The sequence below is a fragment of the Archangium sp. genome, assembly GCF_057119385.1.
This window is the reverse complement of sequence record NZ_DBNGVP010000057.1, coordinates 21,521-47,451: the sequence shown is the minus strand read 5'-3', so window position 1 is coordinate 47,451 and position 25,931 is coordinate 21,521. Positions and strand designations below refer to the sequence as shown.

At 70.6% G+C, this 25,931-nt stretch carries 20 protein-coding genes; 11 read left to right on the top strand and 9 right to left on the bottom strand.

Annotated elements, in window-relative coordinates; genetic code table 11:
- Window positions 1–71 precede the first annotated feature (71 nt).
- Window positions 72–758 (top strand): hypothetical protein, encoded by a 687-nt coding sequence (locus AC16DP_RS12700; RefSeq protein WP_329731284.1) that lies wholly within the window; start codon window positions 72–74, stop codon window positions 756–758.
- A 24-nt stretch (window positions 759–782) separates the two neighbouring features.
- Here AC16DP_RS12700 and AC16DP_RS12695 read toward each other — a convergent pair whose 3' ends face one another.
- Window positions 783–2,069, bottom strand: a complete 1,287-nt coding sequence (locus AC16DP_RS12695; RefSeq protein WP_329731285.1) for a patatin-like phospholipase family protein — start codon at window positions 2,067–2,069, stop codon at window positions 783–785.
- Between the two features lie 159 nt (window positions 2,070–2,228).
- Here AC16DP_RS12695 and AC16DP_RS12690 point away from each other — a divergent pair, with 159 nt between their 5' ends.
- From AC16DP_RS12690 to AC16DP_RS12680, 3 genes are all read left to right on the top strand, one after another.
- Window positions 2,229–3,032 (top strand): hypothetical protein, encoded by an 804-nt coding sequence (locus AC16DP_RS12690; RefSeq protein ID WP_329731286.1) that lies wholly within the window; start codon window positions 2,229–2,231, stop codon window positions 3,030–3,032.
- A 192-nt stretch (window positions 3,033–3,224) separates the two neighbouring features.
- Entirely contained in the window at window positions 3,225–4,115 is an 891-nt protein-coding gene (locus tag AC16DP_RS12685; protein WP_329731287.1) for a hypothetical protein, read from the top strand.
- A gap of 70 nt (window positions 4,116–4,185) precedes the next feature.
- Window positions 4,186–5,646 (top strand): POT family MFS transporter, encoded by a 1,461-nt coding sequence (locus AC16DP_RS12680; RefSeq protein ID WP_329731288.1) that lies wholly within the window; start codon window positions 4,186–4,188, stop codon window positions 5,644–5,646.
- 109 nt (window positions 5,647–5,755) lie between these two features.
- On the opposite strand, the gene AC16DP_RS12675 is transcribed toward AC16DP_RS12680, so the two are convergent.
- From AC16DP_RS12675 to AC16DP_RS12660, 4 genes are all read right to left on the bottom strand, one after another.
- On the bottom strand, window positions 5,756–7,147 hold the full coding sequence (locus AC16DP_RS12675; protein ID WP_329731289.1) for a peptide MFS transporter: 1,392 nt from the start codon (window positions 7,145–7,147) through the stop codon (window positions 5,756–5,758).
- Between the two features lie 101 nt (window positions 7,148–7,248).
- Window positions 7,249–10,173: an ATP-binding protein gene (locus tag AC16DP_RS12670; RefSeq protein ID WP_329731290.1), complete on the bottom strand. Its 2,925-nt coding sequence runs from the start codon at window positions 10,171–10,173 to the stop codon at window positions 7,249–7,251.
- A complete protein-coding gene (locus tag AC16DP_RS12665) occupies window positions 10,170–10,961 on the bottom strand; it encodes a class I SAM-dependent methyltransferase (RefSeq protein WP_329731291.1) in 792 nt (263 codons plus the stop codon). Before AC16DP_RS12665 ends, AC16DP_RS12670 begins: the two co-directional genes overlap by 4 nt.
- Window positions 10,958–13,378, bottom strand: a complete 2,421-nt coding sequence (locus AC16DP_RS12660; protein ID WP_329731292.1) for a PilZ domain-containing protein — start codon at window positions 13,376–13,378, stop codon at window positions 10,958–10,960. The genes AC16DP_RS12665 and AC16DP_RS12660 overlap by 4 nt, the downstream gene beginning before the upstream one ends.
- 377 nt (window positions 13,379–13,755) lie before the next feature.
- Here AC16DP_RS12660 and nadA point away from each other — a divergent pair, with 377 nt between their 5' ends.
- The 3 genes from nadA (at window position 13,756) to AC16DP_RS12645 (ending at window position 16,195) form a co-directional block, all read left to right on the top strand.
- Window positions 13,756–14,688, top strand: a complete 933-nt coding sequence (gene nadA / locus AC16DP_RS12655; RefSeq protein ID WP_329731293.1) for a quinolinate synthase NadA — start codon at window positions 13,756–13,758, stop codon at window positions 14,686–14,688.
- A gap of 101 nt (window positions 14,689–14,789) precedes the next feature.
- On the top strand, window positions 14,790–15,371 hold the full coding sequence (locus AC16DP_RS12650) for a zinc ribbon domain-containing protein (RefSeq protein ID WP_329731294.1): 582 nt from the start codon (window positions 14,790–14,792) through the stop codon (window positions 15,369–15,371).
- Window positions 15,372–15,394: 23 nt separating this feature from the next.
- A complete protein-coding gene (locus AC16DP_RS12645) occupies window positions 15,395–16,195 on the top strand; it encodes a class I SAM-dependent methyltransferase (protein WP_329731295.1) in 801 nt (266 codons plus the stop codon).
- On the opposite strand, the gene AC16DP_RS12640 is transcribed toward AC16DP_RS12645, so the two are convergent.
- On the bottom strand, window positions 16,188–16,547 hold the full coding sequence (locus AC16DP_RS12640) for a metallothionein (protein WP_329731296.1): 360 nt from the start codon (window positions 16,545–16,547) through the stop codon (window positions 16,188–16,190). The two genes, AC16DP_RS12645 and AC16DP_RS12640, sit on opposite strands and share 8 nt — an antisense overlap.
- A gap of 186 nt (window positions 16,548–16,733) precedes the next feature.
- On the opposite strand from AC16DP_RS12640, the gene AC16DP_RS12635 reads away from it, so the two are divergent.
- Window positions 16,734–18,296: a hypothetical protein gene (locus AC16DP_RS12635; protein ID WP_329731297.1), complete on the top strand. Its 1,563-nt coding sequence runs from the start codon at window positions 16,734–16,736 to the stop codon at window positions 18,294–18,296.
- Between the two features lie 99 nt (window positions 18,297–18,395).
- Entirely contained in the window at window positions 18,396–19,643 is a 1,248-nt protein-coding gene (locus AC16DP_RS12630) for a hypothetical protein (protein WP_329731298.1), read from the top strand.
- Between the two features lie 30 nt (window positions 19,644–19,673).
- On the opposite strand, the gene AC16DP_RS12625 is transcribed toward AC16DP_RS12630, so the two are convergent.
- The 3 genes from AC16DP_RS12625 to AC16DP_RS12615 all read right to left on the bottom strand — a co-directional run bounded on the left by AC16DP_RS12625 (window position 19,674) and on the right by AC16DP_RS12615 (window position 24,124).
- Complete coding sequence (locus AC16DP_RS12625) at window positions 19,674–20,477, bottom strand: hypothetical protein (RefSeq protein WP_329731299.1); 804 nt, start codon at window positions 20,475–20,477, stop codon at window positions 19,674–19,676.
- A 157-nt stretch (window positions 20,478–20,634) separates the two neighbouring features.
- Window positions 20,635–22,998, bottom strand: coding sequence for a serine/threonine-protein kinase (locus AC16DP_RS12620; RefSeq protein ID WP_414640767.1), 2,364 nt, complete (start codon window positions 22,996–22,998; stop codon window positions 20,635–20,637).
- A 61-nt stretch (window positions 22,999–23,059) separates the two neighbouring features.
- Entirely contained in the window at window positions 23,060–24,124 is a 1,065-nt protein-coding gene (locus AC16DP_RS12615) for a hypothetical protein (protein ID WP_329731301.1), read from the bottom strand.
- Between the two features lie 132 nt (window positions 24,125–24,256).
- Between AC16DP_RS12615 and AC16DP_RS12610 the strand changes: the two genes are divergently transcribed.
- Window positions 24,257–25,078 carry a glycerophosphodiester phosphodiesterase family protein gene (locus tag AC16DP_RS12610; RefSeq protein WP_329731302.1) on the top strand — a complete coding sequence of 274 codons (822 nt, stop codon included), beginning with the start codon at window positions 24,257–24,259 and terminating at the stop codon, window positions 25,076–25,078.
- A 13-nt stretch (window positions 25,079–25,091) separates the two neighbouring features.
- On the top strand, window positions 25,092–25,868 hold the full coding sequence (locus tag AC16DP_RS12605) for a deoxynucleoside kinase (RefSeq protein WP_329731303.1): 777 nt from the start codon (window positions 25,092–25,094) through the stop codon (window positions 25,866–25,868).
- The last annotated feature ends 63 nt before the right edge of the window (window positions 25,869–25,931 follow it).

Below are 25,931 nucleotides of genomic sequence, written 5' to 3'. Positions count from 1 at the left end.
CTCTTTAACTTGCGCCCCCCTCCCTCCTGCGCTGGCATCCAGGCCCACCACACTCGCAGGGGGGAGTACACGTGTCCGAGTCATCTCTCGCCGCACCGCAGCTCGTCATCAACAGCCGCATGCTGTACTCGAGCTGGATTCCCGCGGATCCGCACGCCGCCGCCGCGCTGCTGCCCAAGGGACTCCAGCCCGCCGCCAACCGCGCCATCTACATGAACCAGTACGTCGTCGACTCCGAGGATCAGACCTCGAGCTTCGGCGCCTACTCGCTCACGTACCTGGGGCTGGACCTGGCGGGCCGCACCGCGCCGGATGGAGTGACGCCGTCGCGCTTCTTCACCCACTACTTCAACTCCTCGGAGCGCGTGCGCGGCTACGTGCGCGAGCGCGGCGTCCCCGCCTCCCCCGGCACCACGACGCTGGAGCTCCACGGTGGCGAGCTGGTGGCCACCACGCGCGTCGAGGGCACCCCCATCATCCGCACGGTGGCCCGGGTGGGCTCGAAGATCGCCTCGGTGGCGCGCGGGCACCTCACCTACGTGACGCAGGTGAATGGCAAGCTCGTGGCCGGCAACTACCCCTACGTGGGGGAGCTGGCCTCGCCCTTCGAGCTGGTGTCGCTCGAGTTCCTCGCCAAGGACCACCCCGTCTACGCGCTGCGGCCCTCGAGCCCCCTGCAGAAGGTGGAGGGCTGGTGCTGGTACGCGCCGCGCGACTCCTTCGTCTACCCGGGCGGCGAGTACGAGTACAAGCAGTAGGGAGGGCCGCGGGGCGCCACCGGCTCAGGCGGCGCTCGCCGCGGGAGGGTGCGTGGCCCGCTCCGACACGGTCTGCGGCTCGTCCGACCAGAAGCGCAGCCACTCGTCGCGCAGGGCCCGGGCGTCCTGCCGGCCCAGGTCGATGAGGATGTCCGCGAAGCCGCCGTCGAAGAGCAGGTACGAGGCCAGGTCCGCCTCGTGCGCGGCGTCACGGTCCACCAGCCGGAGGATCGCCTTGTGCGCCAGGCCACTGCTGCGGCGGCGGAACTCGGGCGTGCGGACGTACTCGGCGGCCAGCGCGCCGATGTCCTTCGAGGGCCGCACCAGCAGCTCGCGCACGTAGCGCAGGGGCTGGCTGCGGTGGTGTCCCAGCACGCCGCTGAGCGTCCGGGCGAAGTCCGGCCCGTAGGCCACCGTCCCCGCCTCGAGGATGGCGTTGAGCCGCCGCAGCCGGCCGAGGTCCTGGTCCGTGCGGTCCATCATCAGCGTGTTGAGCATCTTGCCCGCGAGGAACGGCGCGGTCGCCAGCGCCTGCTCGCGCTCCTGCTCGGTGCTCTCCTGCGGGCCCGGGGCCTTCCGGGCGCGCAGGGCCTCGTGCCGCAGCGACACGACGATCACCCGCTGCGCGCCCAGCCGCAGCGCCGGGCTGAGCGGGACGTTGAGCCGCAGCCCTCCATCCACGTGCAGCCCGCCGCGCAGGCGCACCGCCGGGAAGACGACCGGGATGGCCGCCGAGGCCAGGGCGTGGTGCGGGGTGATGCGCGTGGCCTCGGCCTGGTACGAGGGATCATTGCCCCATGCGGGAATGACACCGTCGCGCCGCTGGACGAACACCGAGGCCCGTCCACTGCCCACGTGCGTGGCGCTCACCGCGAGCGCGTCGATATGGCCCCTGCGCATGTTGCGGGCGATCCCCAGCCAGGGAATGCCGCGGCTCACGATGGCCCGCAGCCCGCGGGGATCCACCAGCCCGCCGTACTGGAGATCGCGCGGATGGGGCGCCGGTTTGCCGAGCGCCTCGCGCAGCACCCGGAAGACGTCTCCCACGCCGACCCGGAGCACCTCCTCCACCTTCATGCCCGTCCAGTGCGCCCGCAAGCCCCGGCCCTGCGAGGCTGGCTGGTCGCTCGTCGCGGCGAGGTAGCAGGCGTGGATGGCCCCCACCGACGTGCCCGCGAGGATGTCGAGCCTCAGCGGCCGACCAAGCTCGGGCTCCAGCTCCTCGCGGAGATACGAGAGGACTCCGGCCTCGTAGGCCCCTCGCGCGGCACCACCTCCGAGCACCAGACCCGTCTTCAGTCCGGACATCATGGCGATCACCTCTCTGTAAGGGAGTCTACGGCGAATGATGCGTGACAGCGAGGGAACCCCTGCCTACAGCCGCCCACAGACTGGGGGCGTTGAGCACCCGGCACACACCGACCTATCGTGGCGGCCTCTTTCGACGTCGGCATCCCAGGGGGAGACACGGTGAGCAACGCACCCATCCAGAACGAGCAGGTCGAGTACTCGGACACGCGCCGCAGGGCCGCCGCTGCCGCGCCGCGCCGCTCGTTGAGGGAGATGGGCCCCATCACCGGCGCCATCGCCTCCGCCGCGGCCACCGTCGGCTCCCGGGCGCTGGGGCTCGGCGCCGCCGGCTTCATGCTCGGAATCGTGGCCTTCTTCGTCGAGAAGGGCACCGGCCTGCTCCACCACCCGTCGGAGAACTGGGGGGTGCTCGTCTATGGCCTGCTGCTCGTCTACATGGCGGCGGGGGCCATCGGGCTGGGGACCGCGGGGCTGTGGCGCGGCATCGGCCGCGTGGCGATGAACCTCGTGCAGCAGCACAAGCTCTGCCAGCGCATCGTCGAGCGCGTCTTCGAGCGGGCGGCCGGCCTCGTGGAGGGCGTGAACACGCCGGAGCTCCTCCGCAAGCCCCTGCCCATCCAGAAGCTGCGGGACGTGCTGAGCCGCGCCATCACCGCGTACGCCACGAGCGATGATGACGAGTCGGGCCTCAAGGGCTTCTCCCGCTCCATCTTCCGGCGCCTCAAGCTGAAGGTGTGCCTCCACATCGAGACGAAGCTCATCGACATCATCGGCGAGGAGAGCCGCGACCGGAACACCGTGGAGCTGACGCTCGAGCGGCTCCAGGACCTCGCCGAGGAGAAGCTCGACGAGCGGGTGATGGACGCGCTGGATGGCGCACGCAACCAGCAGGCGCTGGTGTGGGGCGGGCTGTTCGTCGCCGTGCTGGTGGTGCCGCCCATCGCGCTCGCGCTGCTGCGCTAGGCGTTTCGGAGGGACCTCCCGGCCGCGCGACTCACCAACTGGTCCGATTGTCGGACCAGTTGCTCGAGCTCGGGCCCGGAGGCTCCCCCCCTGCATGCGGGACGCGCCGGGAGTATCCTGTCCCGGCGCGTGTTGCGCCGCGCGCAAGGACAACCGGCCCCCCTTCACCGCCGGTTGCACGGGAGTAGGACCATGTGGAAACAAGGCTTCGCTGTCCTGGCCGCGCTCCTGATGGGACTCGGCTCCGGAAGTGCCGAGGCGCGCTTCGGCAAGCGCCCGCGCTCCTCGCCGTCAGCGCCCTCGTCGCCCTCGTCCCCGAGGCCCCCGCATCCGGCCAGCGGCGTGGGCGTGGGCAGGCCCCGTTCCAACCCGTACTCCGGGCCCGGGTACTACGGGTTCTACGGAGACCCCTGGACCCGCTACTACTACGACCCCGCCTGGGCCTGGCCGTACATGGGACCGGGACGCCCGTTCCTCTACGGCCGGTATTACGACCTGGCGTGGCGGCGCCGGATGATGCCTCCTCCGAGCGCCTCGGCGGCTCCCAGCGAGCCCTCGATGCCCTCCCGGGTGGACCTCACGGCGGATGCGGGCTTCGTCTCGGAGGGCTACGCGATGGGGCTGGGGCTGCAGGCGGATGGCGAGCAGCTCGCCGTCGGCGCCCGGATGACCCTCTTCAACCTGGCCACGGATGATGGCTCGCCGGGACGGGACACCCTCACGCTGGTGTCCCTCAAGCCGGGCGTGGTGCTGGTGGCGCGCGAGGACCTGCGCGTGCGCCTGCTGGCCGGCGTGGACCTGGCCTTCGCGCCGAGCGCCACCTTCGTGGGACCGGGGTTGGGCGCGAGCACGCTGATGCGCGTGGCGGGTCCGCTCGAGCTCGAGGCGAGCGCCCAGTGGACGCCCCTGCCCTTCACCCAGCTGAGCGGGGAGGCCGGACTGGCGCTGGAGCTCGGCCCGGTGCGGCTGCGGGGGGGCTACCGCGCCACCTATCTGGACGACCAGGGCCGCCTGGACCCCAACGGCATCCCCAACCGTGACTTCTTCACGGGGCCCTACGTCGGCGTGGCCGTGATGCCCTGAGCCATTTCGGGAGGGCTCACGCGCACCGCGGGTTGTGCTCGGAGCCACCGCTGGAGTAACCCTCCCGTCCATGGCCAGCCCGTCCACCGCCGCCCCCACCGCGACGCCCAGCGCCCGTTTCCCGCCCCAGATTCCCTTCATCATCGGGAACGAGGCCTGCGAGCGCTTCAGCTTCTACGGGATGCGGAACATCCTCACGGTGTTCCTCATCGACTACCTGCTGCGCAACGCCGTGCCCGACGAGGGCGCCCGCTCCGCCCAGGCCAAGAGCCTGATGCACCTCTTCATGGCGGGCGTGTACTTCTTCCCGCTGTTCGGCGGCTACCTCGCGGACCGCTGGCTGGGCAAGTACAAGGTCATCCTCTCGCTGAGCCTCGTGTACTGCCTGGGCCACGCCTGTCTGGCCATCTTCGAGAACAACGCCACCGGATTCTACGCCGGCCTCGTCCTCATCTCCCTGGGCAGCGGCGGCATCAAGCCGTGCGTGAGCGCCATGGTGGGGGACCAGTTCAACGAGTCCAACAAGCACCTGGTGAAGAAGGTCTTCGCCATCTTCTACTGGACCATCAACTTCGGGTCCTTCTTCGCCTCGCTGACCATCCCCCTCACCCTCAAGCACTTCGGCCCCGCGGTGGCGTTCGGCATCCCCGGCATCCTGATGTTCATCGCCACCGTCATCTTCTGGATGGGCCGCCATCACTACGTGAGGGTGCCCCCCACCGGCCCCAACCCCCACTCCTTCCTCAAGGTGGTCGGCTCCGCGCTGCGCCACCGCGGGCAGGGCTCGCACTGGCTCGACGGCGCCACCCGGGAGCACCCCGCCGAGGCCGTCGAGGGCGCCAAGGCCGTCTTCCGCATCAGCGCCCTGCTGCTGCCCACCATCCCGTTCTTCTGGATGCTCTTCGATCAGAAGGCCTCCACCTGGGTCATCCAGGCGCGCGCCATGGATCCGCAGATCGGCCCCGTCACCTTCCAGCCCAGCCAGATGCAGTTCATCAACCCCGCGCTGGTGATGATCCTCATCCCCTTGCTCGTGGGCGTGGTGTACCCCGCCCTCCAGCGCGCCGGCTGGGAGCTCACCCCCCTGCGCCGCATGCCCCTGGGGCTCGCCGTGGGCGCGCTCTCCTACGCCATCGCCGGCTACTACCAGGTGGTCATCGAGCGGGGCACCACGCTCAACATCGCCTGGCAGCTCCTGCCGTACATCGTCCTCACGCTGTCGGAGATCCTCGTCTCCACCACCGGCCTCGAGTTCGCCTACACCCAGGCCCCCCGCGAGATGAAGGGCATCATGCAGAGCGTCTGGCTGCTGACCTCCTCGCTCGCCAACGTCGCCGTGGCCATCGCCGCCGCCCTCAACGTCTTCACCGGCTCCGGCCAGTTCTTCTTCTATGGTGGCCTCGCGCTCGTCGCCGCCGTCGGCATGGCCCTCATGGCCCGGAAGTTCGAGGTGCGCGATTACTACCAGCTCGATACCTCCGGCCCCGTGCCCGACCGCGCCCAGCCTCCACTCGCCAGCTTGAGCAAGTAGGTCCGCGAGGGGAAATTGAAAAGCGAAGGGCCCCGGGTTCGTTCACCGGGGCCCTTCTTGTTGGGGCGGGAAGACCCTCACCCCTGCCCTCTCCCAGAGGGAGAGGGAGTTACGCCATCTGCGTCTTCGGCTCCGCCCCCGGCTGCTCCGCCGCCATCGGCTTCGTCTCGTCCGCCCCGTGCATCATCCGCTTCAGGATCGGCGAGATGGCCAGCAGCACCACGCCCGCCACCGTCGTGGCCGCCGTGATCGCCAGGAACAGGTCGAACTCGCCCAGCTTCTCCGCGTAGCCACCGATCAGACCCGCCAGGTAGTTGGCCACCGCGTTCGCGATGAACCATACCCCCATCAGCAGCGAGGCGAACCGCGTCGGCGCCAGCTTCGTCACCATCGACAGGCCCACCGGCGACAGGCACAGCTCGCCCGCCGTGTGGAAGAAGTAGGCCGCCACCACCCACATCAGCGCCGCCTTGCCCGCCGCCTCGCTCTGCTTGGACGCGCCCAGCATGAACACGAAGCCGAACGAGAGCAGCAACAGGCCCATCGCCATCTTCGCCGGAATCGACGGGTCCTTGTTCTTGCGGCCCAGCCCCGTCCACATCTCCGCGAAGATCGGCCCCAGCAGCATGATGAAGAGCGGATTCACCGCCTGCATCCACGTCGTGGGCACCTCGAAGCCGAACACGTTCCGGTCCACCTTCGCGTCCGTGTAGAGGTTCATCAGACCACCCGCCTGCTCGAACGCCGCCCAGAAGAAGACGACGAAGAGCGCCAGCACGAGGATCACGATGACGCGATCCACTTCCTGCCGGGTGAGCGCCACCGCCGGAGCCGCGGCCACGTCCGCCTTGCGCTCCACCCGCTTCGGCGCCGTGCCCACGTTGCCCAGCAGCCGCCTGGCGAACGCCAGGAACACCAGCACGCCCAGGCCCATGCCCACGCCCGCCGAGCCGAAGCCGTACATCCAGCCGAACTTCTCACCCAGCGTGCCGCACACCGCCGACGCCAGGAACGCGCCCACGTTGATGCCGATGTAGAAGATGGTGAAGGCTCCATCCCGGCGCGGATCTCCCGGCTCGTACAGCCCGCCCACCATCGTGGAGATGTTCGGCTTGAAGAAGCCGTTGCCCACCACCAGCAGGCCCAGGCCCGCGTAGAAGAGCGGCTCGGCGTTTCCAGGCATCGCCAGCACGAACTGGCCCAGCATCATCAGGATGCCGCCCAGCGTCACCGACAGCCGCTGTCCCAGGTAGCGGTCCGCGAGGAACCCGCCAATCACCGGCGTGGCGTACACCAGGCCCGTGTACAGGCCGTAGATCTGCAGCGCCTTGGCCTGGGTCCAGCCAAAACCGCCCTTCTCGGTGGCGCCCACCATGTAGAGCACCAGCAGGGCGCGCATGCCGTAATAGCTCATGCGCTCCCACATCTCGGTGGTGAACAGCAGGTAGAGGCCCTTGGGGTGACCCTGGGCCGGGGCCGCGGCGGCCGTGCTCTGTGCCATGCGAAGGTTTCCTCGCGAGTAGGGGAGAAAAAGAAAAAAGGTTCCTGGTTGTACCAGAAGCCCGCCCTACCCGTAAGAACGGTGACGCCCGCCAGCCGAGCCTACGTGCGCCAGTGCGGCTGGACGGCCTTCCCCTCGGACATCAGCGGCGGGAGGATCCGATCCGGATTGGCCTCCAGCGGCAGCCGCACCTCCACGCGCGTGCCCTTGCCCAGCTCGCTGAAGACGCGGATGCGTCCGCCCTGGCGCAGGACGATGCGCTGGCAGAGCGCCAGCCCGAGGCCCGTCCCCTCGCCCGCGTCCCGGGTGGAGAAGAAGGGCTGGAAGAGCCGCTCCATGTGCTCGGGCTTGATGCCCACGCCGTTGTCGATGATGGACACCACCGCGTCCTCGCCATCGCGCGCCGTGGCCACCTTGACGACGCCGTCCGGCCCGATGGCGCGCACCGCGTTGTCCAGCAGGTTCACCCACACCTGGTTGAGCGAGCCCGGGTCACCCCACACCGGCTCGCTCAGCTGGTAGTCGCGCTCCACCTTCATGCCGGGCGGCAGCCGCCACGAGAGCGCCTGCACGCTGGCGTCCAGCGACGCGCCCAGGTCCACCGCCACCGCCTTGCTGCTGGTGCGCACGAAGGACAGCAGGCCCTCGGCCAGGCCGCGGATGCGCTGCCCGCACTCCTCGATGAGGTCCAACATCGCCACGGCCATGGCGGTGTCCGGCGTGCCGCTGGTGAGGCTCTCGCGCAGCGGCAGCAGCGCGTTCATCAGGCCGTTGAGGGGGTTGCGCACCTCGTGGGCGAAGCCCGAGGTGAGCAGGCCCGTGGCCGCCAGCCGCTCGTTCTCCGCCGCGCGCACCGCCGCGTCCCGCAGGCGCAGCTGCGCCTCGATGCGCGCCAGCATCTCCCTGGGCGAGAAGGGCTTGCCCAGGTAGTCGTTGGCGCCCATGTTCAGGCCCTCCACCTTGGCGTCCACCTCCTGGCGCGCGGTGAGCATGATGATGGGCATGTCCACCGTCTCCGGCGAGCTGCGCAGCGCCGCGAGCATCTGGATGCCCGACATCACCGGCATCATCACGTCCGAGACGATCAGATCCGGCCGCTCCTTCTGCGCCGTCTTCAGGCCCTCCTCGCCGTTGGTGGCCTCCAGCAGCCGGTAGTAGGGCTTGAGCACCTGGCGCAGGAAGTCGCGGATCTCCGGCTCGTCCTCGACGATCAGCACGCGCGGCGCGTCCGGGCCCGCCGCGGCGTCCGGCGCGGGCAGCGGCAACGACTCCACCGCGGGCGTGTCGATGGCGCCAGGACCCTCCGGCTCCACCAGCGCCGTCACGTCCGCCGAGCGGCGCGTGGGCCGGAACGTCGGCTCCCCGTTGCCCGTGCGCAGCTCCTCGCGCACGTGCGCGGTGCCCTTGGGCAGCCGCACGTGGAAGTTGGAGCCCTTGCCCAGCTCGCTGGACACCTCGATGCCGCCCTTGTGCAGCTCCAGCGTCTCCTTCACCAGCGCCAGGCCGATGCCCGTGCCGCCAAAGCGCCGCGTGCCGCTCGAGTCCGCCTGGGCGAAGCGATCGAAGATGACCGACAGGTCCTGCGCGGCGATGCCCACGCCCGTGTCGATCACCTCCACGTGCACCCACTGCTCGTCCTCGCGCAGGCGCACCGCCACCTTGCCCTGCGTGGTGAACTTGAGGGCGTTGGAGATGAGGTTCTGGAAGACGTTCTCCAGGTGCGCCACGTCCACGTACACCGGCGTCGTCGTGCCCCCCTCCAACTCGAGCACCACGCCCTTGCGGTCCGCCAGCACCTCGAAGGGCACCAGCAGCGAGGAGAGGAAGGCCTGCAAATCCAACGGCTCGTAGCGCAGCTTCGTCTTGCCCGCCTCCAGCTTGGTCAGATCCAACAGGTTGTTGATGAGGCGCAGCAGGCGCGCGGCGCTGCGGTTCATCGTCTGCAGGTGCTGGCGCACCGGAGGGGCGAACTCCTCCGGGCCCCGCTGCAGCAGCGAGTCCAGCGTGAGGAGGATGAGCGTGAGCGGCGTGCGCAGCTCGTGGCTGACGTTGTCGAAGAACTCGCTCTTGAGCCGGTCCAGCTCCTTCTGCTTGGCGAGCGCCGCCTCCAGCCGCACGTTGGTCTCGGTCAGCTCGCGCGTGCGCGCGGCCACCCGGTCCTCCAGGGCGACGTTGATGCGGAACATCTCGTCGTAGCGCTGCTGGAGCTCCTCGAGCGAGCCCATCATCCCGTGGGCCTGCTCGTTGAGGGCCTCGTCCTTGCGGCCCATCTCCCGGCGCAGGTCAATCCAACTGCCCAGCGACACGCCGGCCAGCGACAGGGACGTCACGGTGAAGGCGGGATGGCCCAGGCCCAGCATGCTGGCCCCCACCCCGCTCAGCGCGCCCAGCACCAGGCCCGTGTAGCGGCCCCAGACGGGCAAGGGGTCCATCCACCGCAAGTGGTAGCGGCAGCAGTCGGCGCCCTGCACCTGGCACTGGCTCTCGCTCACGTCGGCCGGCGGCAGGCCCCAGATGGTGGGGAAGGAGGCGAACTGGCCCATGCGCAGCTCGCAGATGTGCCGGCTCTTCTCGGGCACGCTGCTGCGGTAGGAGAGCACCAGGCGGCCGCGCTCGAGCTTCTCGATGTCGAAGCTGCCCACCCGGTTGTAGCTGGCGCTGAGCTCCACCGTCTTGCGGAAGCAGATCTCCAGCGAGCCGAAGGCGCGCACCATGTAGTACGCGAAGCCGAGCGCCTCGGGGCCGGCCATGGACAGGCCCGCCTTGCGCATGAACTGGCTGTCGCCCGACTCGGCCACCAGCACGTCCGCCAGCCGCTCCAGGAACGGCAGGGAGATGAAGTTGGTGGCCGTGCGCAGGTAGTCCAGCGACAGACTGAAGGTGTGCCGGCGGAAGACCTCGGCGAGCTTGGAGGCCCCGTAGCGCCGCTCGAAATAGAGCAGCAGCGTGGACGTGGTGCGCACGCTCACCTCCGGCGCATTGTCCGGATGGGGCCTCTCCTGGCTCTGCACGGCGGGTTCGTTCAAGGACGCGTTCCCTCGGTGACCAGCAGGATCGAGTACTTCAAGGCATCGGGATCCGCCAGTAACTCCAGGTACTTCTGACACATGGCCCGGTAGTCTTCCAGACCACCGAGCAGGGGAGCCACCGCTGGTTCCAGCGCCGAAAACCGTGTTTCCCAGTCAAGATAGACAGCCGTGTCGGCGGTCCCGGCGATGACGTACTGAGGAAGCAGGTGGACGCGCACGTTCGTCAGGCCCAGCTGACGCATGGCGTTGAACACCTTGCGGCCCACGTGGACGTCCAGGCCCACGGTGCGCAGGAGCGCGTCGGTGAAGCGCAGGCACCAGTCGCGCAGGGGCTCGGGGCACGGCCAGTTGCCCAGCCCGAAGCCGTCGAACTCGGAGATGACCACCTTGCCGCCCGGGCGCGTCACGCGGGCGAGCTCCGCGAGCGTGTCCCAGCGCTCGGGAATGTACTGGAGGACGAACTGGCACCACGTGTAGTCGAACGAGGCGTCCGGCAGCCCGGTGCGGCGCACGTCCCCCGGGACGATGCGCACGTGGGGGTGGTGCTGATTGACCTGGCGCGCCTGCGCCAGCCGCTCCTCGCTGAGGTCCATGCCGGTGACATGGCCCGAGGGCCCCACCAGCTGCGCGATGAGATCCGTGATGCCACCGGGACCGCACCCGGCGTCGAGCACCCGGTCTCCCCAGCGAAGCCCGGCCATCAGCAGCGCGTCGCGCGCGTTGCCCGAGCGCTCCTGGACGAGCAGCCGGCGCGCCTCGTCGCTGGACTCCATGACGTATCTCACTCCACGCCCTCCTCTGTGGACCAATCGGGTGCGGGGGCGCCTCCGAGCCGCTCGAAGACGGAGCGCCACAGCTCGGTCACCCGGCGGAGCATGGAGCGGTGGAAGATCCACTCGGAGAAGCGGCCCATGTCCTGGAAGCCCGCCTGCTCCAGCACCTCCACATCCCCCTCTTCCACCAGGGCGATGGCCGAGGGCCGTCCGCGCTCGCGGGCATGCTCCACGCAGCGCTGGATGAGCGCCTGCGTGGCGGCGCGCGCCTGGGGATGGTTCCGGTTGGGCACCATGAGCCAGAAGGCGTTCGTCTTCTCCAGGAGGTTGAGCCCCGGCGTCCCCTCCTCGGAGAGGGCCACGGCCAGGGGCGTGTACTCCCCATCCACCACGAAGACGCGGCGGCGGCGGTGCATCCCGTGCGCCTTGTAGCGCTCGCTCAGCGCGCGCAGGTCCACCTCGTCCGTGAGCAGATCCTCGCTCAGCACCCGGACGAGCTCCCCCCGGTCACGCAGGTGCAGCTCGATCCACACGTAGTCGGTGCGCACCCCGTCCCGGACCTTGGGCAGATCCTCGCGGCCAGGAGGCGGCTCGCCCGTGAGCGGCAGGCGCATGTAGGAGAAGTGACGCAGGAAGCTGAGGCCGGGCGTCTCCAGGGCGCGGGCGAGCCAGCCGATGCGGCGGCTGGGCCAGCGGTTGTCCTTGCGCCAGGAGTAGCGGATGAACTCGATGTCGGGCTGCACCTCGCCCATCTCGACGGCGAGGTTGGTCAACTCGTAGGAGACCTGCTCGTCGCGGCGCACCCCGGGCCGCACGGCGAGGTGTTGCACGAGCCAGGTGCGCGAGTGGATGCGCACACCGGCGATCTGCCCCTGCAGGCCCTTGTCGCTGGTGTAGACGAGGCAGCGCCCCAGGTCGCCCGTGGAGTACACCTTGCGGTGGGTGTCCTGGAGGACGGGCAGCACCGACTCATCGCCGAAGGGGTAGTCCGGATGGAAGCGGTAGCGGGCCTCCTCCATCAGGCGCCAGATGTGGGTGAAGGGGACGTCCCAGCCCTCGGAGACGGACGTGCAGCGCGAGGCCACGAAGGCGCGGAGGATGACGTCCCGGGCCCGCTGGGGGAGCCCCGCGAAGCGGACCCCGGCGCGAAAGGGCCGCAGGCGCCCATCCGGCCGGCCATCCGAGGGCAGCCCGTGGATGGAGCGCACCTCCAGCTGGCAACTGGCGGACGTCCCATCCGGCAGCAGCAGCGAGGCCTCCAAGCGCGAGCCCGCGGGGATGATCTCGCTCGAGGCGTCGAAGGGGAAGGAGAGCCCGCCGACGCTCAGGTCCAACGGGGCCCGGGTGGTATGCTGGCCGGTGATGGGGGCCTGGAAGGAGATGAGGAACTGGTGCTCCGGATCCGGCTTGAAGCGCGGCAGGCTGCGCCAGTTGCGGATGACGAGCGAGCGCGGCACCCGGACGACCATCCTCCCGTCCCGGTCGTTGACGATCAGGGTGCAGACGCCCGAGTGGCTCTGCCCCCCCATCTCGAAGAACAGCTCCACCTCGTCGCCGGCCGAGCCCTCCAGCAGGCCGGAGGACTGGCAGCGCAGGACGGTCACCCCGTCCACCCCCTCCACGGCGGGCGCTTCCAGCCGCAGCTGCACGGAGGGATCGTTCACCGCCTGGAGCCAGAGCACGGCCTCGCGCCGCAGCGCCTTGCGCAGCGTGGCCACCACCTCGGAGGGCTCCTCCATGGTGACGCCGGGCACGGGCGGCGGCGGGTGCATGGCCGTGGCCCAGGAGACGCCCAGGCGCAGGTGGGTGCCATACCCGTCCGTCACCGGCTGCGCCCGCTGCACGTGGGACCACGTCGTCTTGAAGAGCAGGTGCCCGTCGCGCTCGATGCGCAGCCCCTCGAGCGCGGCGCCCGGAGGGAAATGGTCGGCGGAGGTGTCGCCCGGCATCAGCAGCGTGGCCCCGAAGTTGCCGATCTCCAGGCACCGGGCCCCGTAGCTCTGCTCGTTGCACTCGAAGTGGACCGCGTACGACGCGGGCGGCACGGTGGCGAAGGCCGAGCCGCGGTGCTGCAACAGGTGGGAGATGGTGCGGCCCAGCTCCGGGCCCGACAGCGCGTCGTCGAGCACGCTGAAGACATGGCCCTCGGCGGCGCTCTGCATCAACTCCGCCAGGCCGGCGGGATCCGACTTGGAGCAGATGAAGACGCGCAGCGCGTCCGGGGCCGTGTCGGCCAGCTGGCGCAGGAACAGGCGCGCATCATCCGGAGGCGCGATGATGAGGGCCGGAGCCCCATCCGCCATCCGGAAGGCCGCCTCCGTCTTGGACTCCACCGCCACCACCCGGTACGAGGGGAGGGCCGAGGCCAACGCGGCCCGCCTGCCTGCGTTCGGATGTACCACCAGGACGTCTCGAATCGGGACACTCATGGACCCCTCCTCAGCAGGCAGGCCGCTCAACCGTACCCGGCGCAATTCGCTCGCTCATCCGGGTGCGGACCACGTGCCCGTGCCGCCCCTCCCCCTGCCGCTCGTGCCACGAGAAAGCCTTTTCCAACGTCCAGCATCCAGGACACCAGGTGATCGGGCTTCATCCGCAGCCAATGCGGTCCCGGGAATATCTTAGCGGTTCCTGGGATGGTTGGCGTCAAGTGTCCGTGGGGGGTGCTCCCGGGGACGCCTCGGCCTGTGGGACAGGAGGGCGCTCCCCCGGCCGGACGTCACCGGAGCCGCCAGGGGCCATTCCCGGGGTATTCGTCCTTGGCCCCCATCCGGACCGCCGGTTAAATGAACCGGAAGGAGACGCGATGGGCGCCGAAGTGGACTACGAGCGGGAAATCCAGGAACTGAAGCGGAAACTCAACGCCGTCATCCTCGCGCACTACTACCAGGAGAGCGAGATCCAGGATGTGGCGGATTTCGTCGGGGACAGCCTGGCGCTGGCCCAGGCGGCGGCGAAGACGAAGGCGGACGTCATCGTCTTCTGCGGCGTCCACTTCATGGCCGAGACGGCGAAGATCCTCAATCCGGGAAAGCTGGTGCTGCTGCCGGACCTGAAGGCCGGCTGCTCGCTCTCCGACCGCTGCCCCCCGGCGGCCTTCCGGGCCTTCAAGGAGAAGCACCCGGACCACTTCGTGGTGAGCTACGTCAACAGCTCCGCCGCCGTGAAGGCCATGAGCGACGTCATCTGTACGTCCTCCAACGCGGTGAAGATCGTCAACCAGATCCCCAAGGACCGGCGCATCCTCTTCGCCCCGGACCAGCACCTGGGCCGCTATGTGATGAAGCAGACCGGCCGGGACATGGTCCTGTGGCCGGGCAGCTGCATCGTCCATGAAATCTTCAGCGAGAAGCGGCTGGTGCAGCTCAAGGTCCAACACCCGGAGGCCGAGGTGGTGGCGCACCCGGAGTGCGAGGAGGCCGTGCTGCGGCACGCCGACTACATCGGCTCGACCAAGGGCCTGCTGGATTACGTCCTCAAGAGCCCCAAGCGCGAGTTCATCGTGGTGACCGAGGCCGGAATCCTCCACCAGATGAAGCGCGGCGCCCCGGACAAGACCTTCATCCCCGCGCCGCCGGACAATGGTTGTTCCTGCAACGAATGTCCGTACATGCGGCTGAACACGATGGAGAAGCTGTACCGGTGCATGAAGGACAAGACGCCGGAGCTGACGCTGCCCACGGACCTGCAGGCGGCGGCCCTGGCACCGCTGCAGCGGATGCTCGAATGGTCACAGTGAGGGTTTGACGCGCCGCGCCGTCTGTCGCGGGCGTGGCAATTTCAGCATCGCACCGTATTCGTGCCTTGCACGGGACGCGGCGCGGTGCGATCTGGAGCACCGTGGGTTTCCGATTCGTCGCCATCCCTGGCCACCGCGTGGTGGCGCATCCCCAGTCGCTGCCCTCCGACGAGAGGCTCGAGCCGGATCTTCCGCCGCTGCACGAGGCGGTGGAGCGAGCGTTCGCGAGCGCCGAGTTCCGGGACGTGAAGGCGAAGGACCGCCTGCGCGCCCTGCTCAAGGGGGACAAGCCGCCCAACCTGGGCAGCCCCGGCTCGGGCTTCGGGCCGTCCGCCGTGTTCGCCCAGCCTCCGCAGGATCTGCCCGCGCTGTTGCGGCTGGCGGATGAGCTGGAGTCACTGGCCCGGCGCGACGCGGGAGAGCGGGCACTCGTCTGGAAGTGCACCGAGTGCAGCGCCCGCTATGCCGTGCCCGTGGCGCTGGCGCGCTCCGTCTCCATCCGCTGCGAGCGCTGCGGCCATCCGGTGGAGCTCAACCCCGGGCGCAGCCTGGGCGAGGAGTCCCTCATCGATCCGTTCCTCGGCGCGGTGAACAGCGCCCGGCACGAGCTGGCCGGCTTCTTCCGCGAGGCCATGGCCCGCGGCTGGCCCATCCTCGTGTCCACGGAGGAGATCAGCGGCTGAGCATCGGCCAGGTTGCGACGTTCATGCATCGCGCCATCTTCCAGCTGCTGCGCTGCCCCCGGTGCCGGCGCGGCCAGCTGATGCCGGACCAGGACACTCCCCAGCTCGTCTTCGGGCCGCTGCACTGTGCCGAGTGCCATGCGAGCTTCCCGGTGACCGAGGGCGTGGCGGACCTGGCGCACCAACCGGGGACCTCGGCCCTGGCCCAGCGCGGCATGGAGCAGCGGCTCATCGCCCGCTCCTACGAGCGCTACGTGCGCCCCGCCCTGCAGCGCGCCCTCGCGGCGCCGCCCCTGGACAGGGACAGCGAGTACCTCCTGTACCGCTCGCTGCTGGGCCGGCCGGAGGCGCCCGTGCTGGACCTGGGCACCGGCACCGGACTCTTCGCCCGGCGCCTGGCGCGCGAGCCGGACCTGCCCGCCGTGGTGGGGATGGATCTGTCCCGGGCGATGCTCGAGGAGGCCGTGGCCCAGGGGCGCGAGGCCGGCATCCACGTGGACTTCCTCCGGGCCGAGGCGCCCTACCTGCCCTTCCAGGATGACGCGCTGGGAGCGGTGCTGCTGGCCCACTCGCTGCACTTCATCTCCGACGTGGGCCGGTTGCTGCTGGAGGTGGCGCGCGTGCTGCGTCCGGGCGGCCGCTTCGTGGCCAGCACCTGGTTGCCACCGGGCAGGGCCTCCGCCTTCGTGCAGCGCCGCGCCGGACTCCACCCTCGCGAGGAGGAGGAGCTCCGCGATGCCCTGTCCGCCGTGGGACTGGTGGGCTTCGCCCGGCTCCGGCTGCCTCCCCTGCTCGTGGTGAAGGCCGAGAAGCCGGTCAGATGAAGACGCCCGCCGAGGCGTCCAGGCGCACCTTCCGCACCTCCTGCGGGGTGCCCTCGGCCTCCAGCGCCGGCACCACGTCCTGACGCGGCTTCTTGCACTTGGGGCACTCGCACGAGCCCTTCTTGCACGTGCAGTCCGCCGCGCTCGAGCACCGGCACTTGGCCGCGTGCAGCTCGTTCGCCGTGTCCTTCTTCGCGGTGTCCTGCTTCGCCGTGTCCTGCTTGCCGGGCTCCACCGGCGCGGGCACGGACTCGGCCTTGGCGCGGTGAGCCTCGCACGCCCCTGCCTGCCCCGCCGTGAGCAGTACGCCGCCCACCGCCGCCGCCGCCAGCGTCATCCCGATGTGCTTCATCTCCACGGTCCTCCCGGGTGACAGACCCGAATCCCTCCAGGCTATATCCCACCGGTTTCCCCCTGTCCAAACCCGGCGGCCCGCTCCGTACACCCGTCTCCCGCAGGGCCGCCCCGCGAGCAGGCACCTCGCGCCGCTCGCGGCGCTCGCGACACGCGGAGGCGCCACGTACAGTCCGGCCCACCCGTGTCCGCGCGAATCGATCGCCTCGTCTCCGCCGCCGCCCTCGTGCTGGGCGCCCTGCCCTTGTGGGTGTCCTCGCACCTGCCCATGGTGGACCTGCCCCAGCACCTCCACCTCATCTCCGTCCTCCACCGGCTGGACGATCCCACCACCCTCTACCCCCAGCTCTTCGCCGCGCGCCACGAGCTCACGCCCTACCTCGGCTACTACTACGCCGTCAGCCTCCTCAACTGGCTGCTCCCGCTCGACCTGGCCAACCGCCTCTTCCTCTCCGCCTACGTGGTGGGCCTGCCCCTGTCCCTCGCCTTCCTGCTGCGTGGACTCGGACGCCCCACGTGGCCCTCGCTGCTCGCCCTGCCGCTCGCCTATGGCGACAGCTTCGGCTGGGGCTTCATCAACTACCTCGCCGCGCTGCCCTTGGCGCTCCTGTGCTGCGGCCTCTTCATCCGCGCCCTCTCCCGCGCGGGCCAGCGCCCCCTCTGGGCCTTCGGGCTCGCCGCGAGCCTCGTCGCCGTCCTCCTCTTCCACGTGCAGGCCTTCGCCTTCCTCGGGCTCGCCCTGCCCTGGCTGCTGCTCACCACGCCCGTCCCCGAGGACGCCCATGCCCGCGGTTTCCAGGCCCGGCTGCGGCCCCGCGTCGCCGCGCTCCTCGGCGTGACGCCCGGCGTCGTCCTCTTCCTCTCGTGGGTGGTGCTGCGCCTGGGCCAGCCCTCCGAGGTGGAGACAGGCGCGCCCTGGAAGGCCTGGGGCCCCATGCTGTCGCCGCGGAACCTCGCCTGGAAGAGCTTCGCGCAGAACCGCGCCGAGCTCCTCGAGGTGCTCGCCAACCTCCTCCGCGATGGCTCGGATCGTCTGCCGCTGTACGCCGTGGGCCTCGTGGCCGCGTGCGCCCTCGTGCTCGGCGTGGTGCGCGGGGACTCCAGCGGCGAGGGCCCCGTGGCCCGCTGGCGCCTGCCGGGGCTCGTGCTGCTCGCGCTCGGCTTCTACTTCCTGCTGCCCTTCGACATCCGCGGCTACATCTACTACCTGAACACCCGTTACGCGCAGCTCGCCGCCGTGCTCGCCGTGGCGAGCCTCCCCGTGACTCGACTCGCGCTCCGCCGCCCGCTGCTGTGGGCCAGCGCCGCCTGCTCGCTGGTGCTGGCGCTCGTGCTGGGCCAGGGCTTCCGCGCCTTCTCCCACGAGGCCTCCGAGTGGGACGTGCTCGCGGAGGCCACCGCGCCCAGGCCCCGGGTGATGGGGCTCATCTTCGACAGCGGCTCGCGCGTGGTGCGCCACCCCGTCTTCCTCCACGGCGCCGCCGAGCTGGCCCGCGCGCGCGGCGGCAGCACCAACTTCAGCTTCGCCCTCACCCCCCACTCCCCCCTGCGCTACCGGGGCACGCCCCCGCCCACCTTCCCCTCCGAGTGGCGGCCCCAGGACTTCGACTACGCCACCCAGGGCCCCGCGTACGATCACTTCCTCGTGCGCGGCGTCCACCCCTCGCGCATCTTCGGCGAGCGGCTCCGCCAGGAGCTCGCCGTGGCCGCCGAGTCGGGCAACAGCTGGCTGGTGCGCCGCCGCTGAACGCTCGGGGCGGGCAAGTGTGGGCCAGTGGTCGCCACCCGGCGCGCCCGGCCCCCACCCACCTCACCGCGCCGCGGACGGTGCCTTACCTGTCCGTGCATGCCCACCAAGAGCCCTCTGGCCGATCCGCGTCCACTGCTGGACGCTCTGCGCGCTGGCACGCCGGTGCCCGGCTTCCCCTCCGACGCGCTGGAGCGTGCCCGCTCGCTCGCGGCCGAGCCCGCCTCCGCCCCACCCGCCGACGTGGAGGCCCTCCCCGAGCCGCTCGCGCTCGCCCTGCTCGAGGGCTCCGTGCTCGCCGGCCAGCCCGCCCTCGCCGAGGCGCTCGCGGCCTCCAGCCACAAGGGGCTCGCCAAGGCCGCCAGGAAGGCGCTGTACCGGCTGCGCTCCCGGGGCGTCGAGATCGCCGAGCCGCACCGCCCCTCCGCCTCCGAGGCCTCGCGCCCCGTGACGGTGGCCCCGGAACCGCTGCCCGCCCTGCTCACCAGCATCGACGGCACCGGTGAGCGTGTGCTGGAGATCGCCCGTCCCCTGCGTGGCGGGGGCGTCGAGGCCATCCAGTTCCTCTACTCGGACGAGCAGGGCGTGCAGCGCCTGCAGGTGACGGAGCTCAGCCGCGGCGACTACCGGCGCGTGGTGAAGCAGGCGACCAGCCCCGGAGACGATGCCGCCGTGGAGCTCTCCCATGCCGAGGCCCTGGAGCGACTCAGCGCCGCCGCGGGGCTCAACCTGCGCGCACACACGCCCTTTCCCCAGGGGCTCGACACGGTGCTGCGGCATCTGGGCGTGCAGGCGCGGGACGTGCCCCTGGAGCTTCCCCCGCCGGAGCCGGAAGACGAGCGGCTCGCCTACGAGGGCCACAAGCTCCACGAGGAGCCGGAGATGCGGGGCTGGCTGCCCCCCATGGCCGAGCTGGAGCGGCTGGCCCACACGGTGGACGAGCTCGAGGCGAGCCCGCTCGCGCTCACCCTGGCCCAGCGCAACGAGGAGCTCATCCAGGCGGCCCACACCCAGGCCCATGCCTTCTTCGCCGCCCCGGCCATGCGCCAGCTCCAAGCCAGCCGGCTGTGGGAGATGGCGCTCCACTTCGAGCGCACCGGCAAGGAGCAACCGGCCAGACTGGCCCGCGCCGAGGCCCGCAGGCTCGCGCATGGCGTCACCGAACCGCCCTCGCGCTACGCCGAGCGCCTCTTCGAGAAGGCCCTGCTCGTCACCATGGCGCGGCGCGCCGCGCCGGAGGCAACCACTCCCGCCGAGGTCCGGGCGAGGGCCCGCGCCGCCGAGCAGCAGCGGGCCCCGTCAGCCGAGCCGGAGCGGCGCAGCCCCGGCGGCATCATCCTCCCCTGAGCCTCCCCCGAGACTTCAGGGAGGCCCTGCTCACGCCGACACCCGCGCCCGCAGCAACAGGTCCAGGTTCTCCAGCTCCCAGGTCTGGGCGCGCGAGTAGTCGTGGAAGCGCTTCTCGTGCTCGAGGAACTCGGGCGGGTGGATGCAGCGCCGCCCGTCCTCGCCCCGGCGCGTCCGGTACACGTGGTGCAGCATCTCGTGGAAGACGATCCACTCCACGAAGTAGCGCGGCACCACCGGCTGATCCAACGCCGGGTGGATGCGGATGACGCGCGAGTCCGCCGAGTAGGAGCCCATCTTGATGCTCTTGCGCGGCCGGGTGACGCGCGGCGCCGGTCCGAACGTAATGGCCGCGTCGATGCGGCCCCGGAAGTAGCGCTCGTTGAGCCGCTCGAAGATGCGGCCCAGGTCATGGTGCTGCCCCACCGGCTCCATGCGCAGGCGCTTGCGCATCTGCGCGGGGGACACGCGGCGGATGTAGACCTTGTTGCGCTCGATGAACTTGTCGAGCAGCACGCTGGCCTCCGCGTCGCCGGTGCGCACGTAGTCCGCCAGCGCGTGGATGACCTCGTCCGGCGCCGCCAGGAACATGTGGTGCAGCCGCAGCCGCCACAACGCCCGGTGCCGCTGGAACGTGAGCATCGTGTGTGTGTTGTCGTGGACCTCCACCGCCACCGGAGCCCGCAGCCGGGTGCGCAGCCGACGCTCGAGCACTCGCCGCCATACCTTCAGCAGGCGGTTGGGCTCGGGTGCCACGGACTGCTGCTCACGGGCGATCCGCCCCGCCGGCGAGCTCCGCTTCTTCGCCAGGTTCTTCTTCTTCGCGCGCGCCATAGACAGGGCCGGATTCTAAAGACCCGTCTGACACGTGTAAACGAGATGAAGAGAGCAAATCCCCTGGAATTCCAACGGCTTATATCCACTCCCGCGTACCCTCGCCCACTTGTCCGCCGGAGGGGGAGCCCACCGCATATGTCCCCCCCGAGGACCCTTACCGACGGGTCTTCTGGGTGCTGCAATCCCGCCTGCTCAGGCTGAAGACGACCGGCCTGCCCGAATCCCCGGGAACCTCGAATTCCTTGATTCTCCAAGGGCCTCGATTCGCGCACCGGTAGGTGACCTCGACGGAGCCCGGAGGCAGCGGGAGGTACCCGTTGGGACGCACGGTGCGATCGGCCACCTTCATCACCGTCCGTGCGGGTGCCTTGAACTGCACGCGAACCTCGGCGGGAGGCGCGGGGGTCGGTGTCTCGGCGGGTGTCTCGGTCGGCGTCCCACCGGCCGCCAGCGCGGAGGTCTCCGGAGACCCGCTCCCCGGTTCGGTGCCGGGGGTGGTCGAACCTGCTCCCGTATCGGTCCCGGTCGCACCCGGGTCGGCCGCGGTGGCACCCGTGCCCGTGCCCGTCTCGGGGGTAGCGGAGCCAGTGCCCGTCCCCGTGCCCGGCTCGGAAGCGGCGGAGCCAGCCGTGGCCGAAGTGCTTCCCGTCCCGGCCGTGGCACCGGCGGGGTCACCCTCGGGCTCGGGTGGAACCTCATCGCGGGTGGACGTGACGGGCCTGCGCGGCGCGGGCTCCGGCGGCGGCTGGGGCGCCATCAGGAACAGCCACGCGATTCCACCCGCGCTCACCACGAGCAGCGTCACCAGCGCGGCCACCACCAGGCGCAGGCCCCGCGACTTGCCGGGGGCGGGCGCGGGCCGGGAGGACTCGGACTGGGTGACGAAGCTGTGGTCGTAGCCGGCGGTGGACTCGTCGTCGTCCTGGTCCTCCACCACGGCGCGACGCACCGGAGGGGCCGGCAAGTCATGCGTCCGCGAGACGTCGTCGGTGAGGGAGTCGGGCAGGGAGTCCTCGTCGTCCTCCCCGTACGCGGGCCCGCGCTCGTTCACGGTGGAGGACGTGACGGAGACGGACTGCTGCGCGCCCTCGTCCTCGTCCTCGTCGGGCACGGGCGGCGCCGCGCGGCGGCGATCCAACGCGGCCACGGAGCCGGAGATGGCGGGCTTGCGCACGGGCGTGGGACGCCGGGCCGAGGAGGGAGGCGTGCGCGCCGGCCGATCCTGCAACGTGGACTCGCCCGTGGCGGTGCGCGGCGGTGCCCCGGGAACGGCGGAAGCGCGTCCGGGCGCGGTGCGCAAGGCGGTGGGCTCGTCATCCTCCTCGTCACCCAGGGCCGCGGCGGCGAGCATGTCCCGCGGTCGCGCCATCTCCGTGGCGGGCTCGGCCTCGTCGGGCTCCACCGCCGAGGGCACGTTCTGCGCACTGGGCCGGCGCGTGGGGCGCGCCACGAGGCCCGCGGGCTGCTGCGTCGAGGAGTCCTTGCGCCCGGCGGGCTTGGGGATGGGGACGTGGAGCATGGTGCGCTCCTCCTCCTCCCCGAGCAGCCGCGCGATGTAGGCCGCCACGTCGTCGCTCTGCCGCATCAGCCCCGACTCGAGCAGCCCCTCCAGGTCCGCCTGCACCTGCGCCGCCCGCTGGTAGCGCAGGTTGCGATCCTTCACGAGGCACTTCATCACGATGCGCGACAGCGCTTCCGGGTAGTCGTCGCGGATGAGGTGCGGCGGGGACGGGTTCTCGAAGCGGATGCCGTAGAGGATGCCCTCCGTCGTCGGCCGCGCGAAGGGCGAGCGCCCGGTGGTGATCTCATACAGCATCACCCCCAGCGCGAAGACGTCCGAGCGGTGATCCAACCGCTCCTGCATCACCTGCTCGGGCGAGAGGTAGAGGAACTTGCCCTTGATGACGCCCGGCTTGCTGCGCTCGGCGATGGCCTCGGCCTTGGCGATGCCGAAGTCCACCAGCTTCACCGCGCCGCTGTACGTCACCATCACGTTCTGCGGGCTCACGTCCCGGTGGATGAGCCCCAGCGGACGGCCATCCACGCCCTTGGAGTTGTGGGCGTACTCGAGCCCCGCGGCCACCTGGGCGCAGATGCGCGCGGCCACCGCGTACGGCACCGCCGCGGTGAACTTCGCCTCCTCCGCGAGGATCCGCCGGAGGTCCACACCCTCCAGGTACTCCATGGCGATGAAGATGCTCTCGCCAATCTTCCCCAGCTCGAAGACCTGGACGATGTTGGGATGGTGCAGCTGCGCGGCGATGCGCGCCTCGTCCAGGAACATCTGGACGAACTCCGGCTCCTCCGACAGGTACGGGAGGATCCGTTTGATCACCAACAACTCGGGACTGGGGGCCTCCTGCGCGAGGAAGAGCTCCGCCATTCCCCCCATCGCGAGCCGCTTGATGAGGAGGTACTTGCCAAAGGGGGTGGCAGTCTGTGGCGCGTTCTCGGGAATGGGAGCCCCCAGGAGTCGATCGGCGTGAGACGCTGAGCTTGTTTCCGAGCTTACCCGCAATCCCCACCTGCATGGTGGGGCGCGAACCAGATGTGGGATAGCAGACCTGAGGCCCGCTCGGCTACCTGCCCGAGCCCGCACTCCCCCCGTCCCACCCACTCCCCAGGTCCCGGTCGCACATGCGGGGATACAGGACATGGGTGAACCGGTTGCCGAGGCCCCCATCCGGTGGCTGAGTCCCCGGAATCTGGCCGCCCGCCGGGTCCGGGACGCAGCCCTCTCCCGTGCCTGCGTCCTCGCAGGGCACGAAGGTGTAGGTGTCCCACACACCCCGGAGGCCCAGGGGGAAGATGCCGGTGCCCCCATCGCCGACGACGCGGGCCAGGGCCTCGCACGCCTCCGGGCCCCCGTCCGCGGAGGGGGCTTCGGAGAGGAACCGGGTGCTCACCAGGATTCCGCCCGAGACCTCGAAGCCGGAGGCGGCGCCGAAGGCCAGGGGCGAGGGGTCCGTCACGACGAGCGGCCCGGGCACGTACACCCGCGTGCCGAGCAGCTCCGGGTTGGGACGGGCCAGCCCCTCCTCCGCGTCGCCGAAGCGCGGGGGCACGAGGTTGTCGGCGGGCACCACGAGCGTGCCGAGGAGGCGGATCCCCACCTGCGCGAGCCCCGTGCGGTAGCCATGGAACTGTTCGAAACCAGACTCGGCCCGGACCAGGCCCGTGAGGTCCACGCGCTGACCCACCTGGGGAACGAAGCCCGCGGGCACGTCCGTCCAGTCCTTGTGGACCCAGAGCCCCTGGGTGGGACGCGCCGGGTCCACCACCCAGAACCAGGCGCGCACCTGCTCCTGGGTGCCCTCGGCGCGGCGCTCCACGCGGTCGAGCGTGTGGATGACGACGCGCTCGAGCAGCACCCGCGTCCCGCTGTCCGGGGGGAGCGCGCGGGCCTCGGAGAGGGTCATCACCACGGGAGCGGACCCCGTGCCCGCGTCGGCCTGGGAGCCGCCATCGGTGGAGGCTCCCGCGTCCGGAGGCAAACCCCCATCCTCGCTGCACACGCCGGTGCAGCCGGGGCGCCCTCCCGCGTCCCGCTTGGACATGCCCGGCCCCTCTCCGCAGCCGGGAACCAACACTGCCGCGGCCACGACCAGGGCCGCCGCGCCGAAGGTCTTGCGCAGAGGAATCACGGTGGCGTCTCCTGTGGATGGGCCGATGCGGGAGTTCCAGGATTCCCGCGCTTCCGGCCTCTTCTGCCGGCCTTATAGCGGCGGGCCAGGAACCCCGGCAAGGAACCGCGTCCCGCTCGGAGACTCCCTCTCATGCCGCACCCCAGGCACCCCTACTTCCGTGGCCTCTCCCCCACCCTGCACATCTCCCACCGGGGAGGCTCGCTGCTGGCGCCGGAGAACACCCTGCCCGCCTTCCGCATGGCGGTGGAGCGCTACCACACGCAGGTGCTGGAGACGGACGTCCACCTCACCCGCGACGGCGAGCTGGTGGTGTTCCACGACGACACGCTCGGACGGTGCACCAATGGCGAAGGGCCCCTCGCGGCCCACACGCTCGCCGAGCTGAAGCGCCTGGACGCGGGCTACCACTTCACCCCGGACGGAGGCCGCACCTTCCCCTTCCGCGGCCAGGGCGTGCACCTGTCCACGCTGCGCGAGCTGCTGCGCGCCTTCCGGGGCGTGCGCTTCAACATCGAGGTGAAGCCGGACGTGCCGGGCATCGAGGACGTCTTCTTCCAGGTGCTGCGCGAGGAGGGCGCGCTGGAACAGGCCTGTATCGGCAGCGAGCTGGACACGGTGGGCGAGCGGCTGGCGCGGGTGATGCCGGACGCCTGCCATTTCTATCCGCGCGACGCGCTGGCGGCCTTCGTGCTCTCGGTGCGGGCGGGCGAGCAGCCTCCAGAGGACCGGCGCTACACGGTGCTGGACATGCCCCTGTACTTCGGAGACGTCCGTCTGGTGGACGAGTCGCTGCTGCGCGCGGTGGACGCGCACGACAAGTGGTGCAACGTGTGGACGGTGGATAACCCGGAGGAGATGCGCGGGCTCGTGACCGAGGGCGTCGGAGGTATCATGACGGACAGACCGGACCTTCTGCGCCGAGTCTTGGACGAGCAGCCAAAGCCGCGTTAAGCCCATGGCCCGTATGCCCCGCTCCCCCCCGCGCAAGCGCGCTCCGAAGGCCGCGACAGCCCCCAACACCGTCCTGCCCCAGGCCGCGCCCGAGGCTCCAGCGCCCGTGCCTCCCGCCGCTCCCGAGGCTCCGGCGCGCAACACGGTGCGCCGCGTGCGTGCGCCGCGCGCCAAGCGCTTCGTCGCGCTGGCCGGCAACATCGGCGCGGGCAAGACGACGGCCGCGAAGATCATCAGCCAGACCTTCGGCTTCGAGCTCTTCGACGAGCCCGTCATCGACAACCGCTTCCTCAAGGACTACTACGCCAACATGGGGCGGTGGTCCTTCACCCTGCAGCTGGAGTTCCTCATCCGGCGCGTCGAGCACCACGAGCTCATCCACTCGGTGAAGAAGAGCTGCGTGCAGGACCGCACGCTGTACGAGGACCCGGAAATCTTCGCCAAGTACCTGCACGGCCTGGGGCACATGACGAACGCGGAGCTGGACCTGTACTTCGAGTACTTCCAGCGGCTCACGCGCACCATCGTGCACCCGGACAAGGTCATCTACTTCGACGTGCCCACCGTGGACGTGCTGCTGGGACGCATCCGCCAGCGCGGCCGCGAGGAGGAGAAGGGAATCGAAAAGGGCTTCCTGCGCGGGCTCAACGGGTACTACGCCACCTTCCCCATGGTGCTGCAGAACAAGTACGGGGTGGACTGCCTGGTGATGGACGTGACGAACCAGGACATCCGCACCGGCCGGGGACGCGAGGAGTTCCTCGACCGGGTCACCACCTTCCTCGCCTGAGGTTTCCGCCGTGTCCGAGCAGTCCGAGCTCCCCGCCAAGAGCGCCCGCGAGTCCGAAGTGGT